At 40.4% G+C, this 4,175-nt stretch carries 7 protein-coding genes; all 7 read right to left on the reverse strand.

Annotated elements, in window-relative coordinates:
- Positions 1 to 257, reverse strand: a 257-nt coding sequence (locus E4T80_RS12350; RefSeq protein ID WP_228074266.1) for a hemagglutinin repeat-containing protein, incomplete at its 3' end; no start/stop codon positions are given.
- A 129-nt stretch (positions 258 to 386) separates the two neighbouring features.
- The gene (locus E4T80_RS13360) at positions 387 to 497 is read right to left on the reverse strand and encodes a GH-E family nuclease (protein ID WP_135058690.1); all 111 of its coding nucleotides are present in this window, start codon (positions 495 to 497) and stop codon (positions 387 to 389) included.
- Positions 498 to 544: 47 nt separating this feature from the next.
- A complete protein-coding gene (locus tag E4T80_RS12360; protein ID WP_135058691.1) occupies positions 545 to 1,069 on the reverse strand; it encodes an ankyrin repeat domain-containing protein in 525 nt (174 codons plus the stop codon).
- A gap of 3 nt (positions 1,070 to 1,072) precedes the next feature.
- Positions 1,073 to 1,849 carry a polymorphic toxin-type HINT domain-containing protein gene (locus tag E4T80_RS12365; RefSeq protein WP_135058692.1) on the reverse strand — a complete coding sequence of 259 codons (777 nt, stop codon included), beginning with the start codon at positions 1,847 to 1,849 and terminating at the stop codon, positions 1,073 to 1,075.
- A 62-nt stretch (positions 1,850 to 1,911) separates the two neighbouring features.
- Positions 1,912 to 2,130: a CPCC family cysteine-rich protein gene (locus tag E4T80_RS12370; protein ID WP_209304382.1), complete on the reverse strand. Its 219-nt coding sequence runs from the start codon at positions 2,128 to 2,130 to the stop codon at positions 1,912 to 1,914.
- Positions 2,131 to 2,193: 63 nt separating this feature from the next.
- On the reverse strand, positions 2,194 to 2,385 hold the full coding sequence (locus E4T80_RS12375; protein ID WP_135058693.1) for a hypothetical protein: 192 nt from the start codon (positions 2,383 to 2,385) through the stop codon (positions 2,194 to 2,196).
- 8 nt (positions 2,386 to 2,393) lie between these two features.
- Positions 2,394 to 4,175 (reverse strand): VENN motif pre-toxin domain-containing protein (locus tag E4T80_RS12380; protein WP_167740742.1); only part of this gene is annotated, 1,782 nt, incomplete at its 5' end.

Genomic DNA, 4,175 nt, shown 5'->3' on the forward strand with positions numbered 1-4,175 from the left:
TCTAAAACCAACGCGCCCTCTTCACTAAAGGTTTCCAGCTTATTCACATTGATAACGCTGTTTTGATAAGTGTTACTGCTGCTGTTCGATTTACCCCGACCGACATTCACCCCCGCTTCTAACCCGATGCCGTAACTGTTTCCGTTAAACCCGACAAACACGCCCACATTCCCGCCGGCACTTTGCTCTTTCGTTTGATTATCGTGGCTGTCTTTCACCCCTTTAATCTCTATCCCTTTTGGTGCGGAAAGATGCAATTAGATAGGTTAATTCACATTGCCATATTTTAGAAACGGGTAATGAATCTTATCGATTTAAACATCGTAATTAAGAAATAATAAAAGTGGATCACTTTTAAAGGATCTTTGTGGTTCAATTTTGGAAGATCATTGACAGTCATTAAATTGTTTCTGTGTTAAATTTAACTCATTAGCCGCTAAAGATAATCTCCTATGTTCCCAACCATAAGCGTGTCCAATATCAATTGGACTTTTCACTACCTGACGAGAAAGTTTGTTTCTATAATTCCCATTCTGTCATTTTGCTATGCGTATTGCTCCATCATTTCAAAAAACGCAGAATAATTAGGGTCATCCCCCTTAAAATCCTTTAACCCCTCCAATAAATAATCTTCTCCATTAAAATAATGAACATCACCACCATTTTTTAGCATTAACTCCAATAGATCCAACCTATCCGGATAACGAATACACATTCTTAGTGGAATAAGATTATCAATATTCGGAATATTCGGATCTGCCCCCGCATTCAGCAAGGCGATCGCTGCATCGATATTTTTTCCTCGCATTGCATAGTGTAAGGGCGTCATTCCATAGATGTCTTGAGCATTAACATTAATTCCTTTATCAATAAGATAGTTAATTGCCTTAGATGAAGGCACTTCGCTATCAAACCCTAACAAAGCCTTATGTAACCAATTCCAATGCTCTAATTCGGTAATCTCTAAAATAGAGCGATCACTATTTTGAAAAATTTTTTCTAATGTATCAAAACTATCAGTATCTATCGCATCTAATATTTTTATACCTAATTCTAGTTTTTTATCCATATATTATTTTCCTTTCTTTTCAAATTTTTTCATATCATTAATAACCCTATCAATATCGCCTTTACCCGGCATCTCATTTCTATGACTACGATTCTCCGACATATTCTCTAGTCTGAAATTCTGAGGTCTTGCATTGACATAATTATTTAATTGATTTTGAGACCAACCAAGCTCTTTCGCCGCTAAAGACAATCTCCTATGTTCCCAACCATAAGCGTGTCCAATATCGATTGGAGCTTTAATGATATTCCCATCTAAATCCCTATAATTCCCATTCGGCAATTTTTCATAATCTGCAAAGACTTTCTGCATTGTCTCCGAACGTAAATAAGAGCGATTATAAAGCCCGTCAACCGCATTCCCCGTTGAGAGATAGCGCCCGGTTTCAGCATCAATTTGTTGGGATAAACGGTTAAAATGCGGATCCACACCGACTCGATGATTTGGCGTTTCAAAACGATTTAAATCCTTTTTCAACACCGTCACCGTCTGCCCGCTACTATCTTTAAATTGATAGGCAGGATAACCGTCAATATCTTTTACTTGTTTTGCCTCTTTCGGTAAGGCATGCCAACAATCATTATGCACCCACACGCCGTCAGTATCTTCGCCTGCACCTTTAATGAAGTAAGTGTGATCGGTTTCTACCGTTAAGTTATACGCACTCAGTTTTTCACGTTTAATGCTCACTCCTTTTACGGTTTGCCATTGATTATTTTCCGACAACAGTTTGTAACCGGCTTTGAGGTTTTGTGCATCTACCCATTGCGCATTTTGAATACTATCGTTTTACACATATGCTCCTACATTTTTTCATAATATCGCCCAAATAGGTTACAAAATTACGCTTTGATCTTTTTGCAATTTATATTCGTATACTCTTCGAAACACTTTCGTGCATCATTTAAACTCATTTGATTAGCTCCTCCATAAAAATCAGGATCATCAAATTGAACAGGATCATCTTCCCAGCCACAAATACTACAAACCTCATATTCTCTTTCTGTTGATAACGCATAATTCATACAACAAGGGCAGAGATACTTTCCTTTTTTCATCATTTTTGCTTCTCCCAATAACTTATTCTAGTATCAGATTTAAAAATTATTTAAATAGAAAAAATTTCATCTATCATCAATAACATTAAATTCATAAAATAAATTTTCAAAATCATTTAGATTATAACCTGTCCTAGTCTCACAATCCTCTATATCTAAAATATTGGGAATTTCTCCAAGTGCACTAGTAATTAACTGAACTTCTTTCTGGGACAAAACAATAAAAACATTATCCTGTTTTTTCTCTATTAATTTCATTTAATATCCTATTTTAATTTTTCATCAAAATATTTACGACCATCTTTTGGTTGAAATGCAGTTCCACCGTCCTTTGCTTTAGGGTTTCGAATAACAACTGTACCTGTTTTCTCATGCCAGTACGCACTTCTACCATTTGACAATTCTTTAAATGAAGTATAGTTATTTACTACATCTTCAATATGCTTTTCAAATTGCTCTCTAGTGGTAATATTTACATTTTTAAACTCTCCTTGTTTAATTACATGTTTAGAAAATGCGTGACCATCAGATATTTCTTTTCCTACTAAACTGGATTTTAACTTGGAATATAAAGCTGCATTCTCTGCGCCACTAGACACATTCAAATTAACAGTTTGATTTTCATAACCTTTCGTTTTTCCAACAATAGGCAACTTAGAATTAGCATTTGCCCAATTAGGTAATACCCCTGTCTTTGCAACTCCTTTTTTCACTAACGCCGCCGACTTCTGCAACAACTTCGCCCCAGCAGCACCAACAACCAGTCCGCTAACCGGTGTTGAACCAAAGTTACCCAAGATATAGCCTTGCATTTCTCCTGCTAGTGCCGGGTCATGTTTTACCGCATATTCATATTGTTGATTCCATTCATCCATTGAAACATAAACTTGCTCTATCACTTCATTCGGATGGGTGACTGCATAAGCAAGGGATTTTACGGTTTCATCAAGATTTAAGATGGCTTCCGCCGTTTCAACCACATTCTCTTTAAATCCTTTCGATTTGCCTTGTTGCATCGCATCATAATAGGCTTCTGCTTTTTCTTCATCGCCGTTGAAATATAATTTCGCAAAGAGTTTGATATCATCCAAGCGGTCTTGATGTGGGTCAACATCAAAGAAATTATTCTCCACCGCACTCTTCGCACTTGCCATGGCTGAAGCTGCCGTCTCTCCATTACCCCCCGCAACCGTCGTCGCCAATGCCGAAGCCACCTGGCTTAACGCCACAACCTGTTGTTTCTCTCCCTCCGTCAGCTCGTTCGGCGATTTCCCAAACACCACTCTCGACAATATCTCCGCACTGCTTTCCGCAACAATCCCTGCCAAGGCCCCTAACGACGGGCTGCGCCCCGTCAGTTGGAACTCCACCGCTGATAACAGACCGTGGGCGATTTTGTTTTCTATCGAGTTCTCCGCCGTATACGCTTTGATAAATTGGTTCGCATACGGCGATAATCCGCCCACCAACGCTTGGGCGTTATTCCCCGTTACCAGACCTTGTAAGATACCGCTTGCCGCACTCACGCCTCGTTTAAACGCACTGCCCGTTCCGTACCTTTTATCGTAGTCCGATTGCAAGGTATTTAACGCTTTTGCCGCCGCCTCATAACCCGCATCTTTGGTAAAGTTTTCTGGTAAAACACCCGCTTGTCTCAACCGTTCAGCCTCTTTGCCTAACGCCAGCTTCGCGTTTTCTAGCCTCTCCCTGTCGCTGTGGGTGTAAATCTGCTCCGCATTGTTCACGATATCCGCAACCACCGCCGCCATCGCCTGCAATTCTTGCACTTTGCTCATATCCGCTTGGCTCACTTTGCGGTTGGCATTGGCAACATCACGGTGTAAGCCCGATAAGGTCTCCGCGACCGTTTTCCCCGTTTTCGCTTTTTGACCCGCTTCATCCCGGATTGTCATATCAATATTGCCGCCTACGGTCGCGTAGGTCGTGCTCTGTTCCCGTTCGTTCCGGTTACCCGGTAGGCTCATCAGGGTCCCCATCGGGTTAAACCCGCCTGTCCCGCCGCTTACGCTGATATTGCGCGTTTTCAG

This window comes from Muribacter muris, from assembly GCF_004569585.1.
In the GTDB taxonomy this organism is placed as follows: domain Bacteria; phylum Pseudomonadota; class Gammaproteobacteria; order Enterobacterales; family Pasteurellaceae; genus Muribacter; species Muribacter muris.

Bases quoted from the DNA above. Each gene is read 5' to 3' on its own strand.
- E4T80_RS12370 (WP_209304382.1), bottom strand. From the start codon at position 2,130: ATGATGAAAAAAGGAAAGTATCTCTGCCCTTGTTGTATGAATTATGCG.
- E4T80_RS12360 (WP_135058691.1), bottom strand. From the start codon at position 1,069: ATGGATAAAAAACTAGAATTAGGTATAAAAATATTAGATGCGATAGAT.
- E4T80_RS12375 (WP_135058693.1), bottom strand. From the start codon at position 2,385: ATGAAATTAATAGAGAAAAAACAGGATAATGTTTTTATTGTTTTGTCC.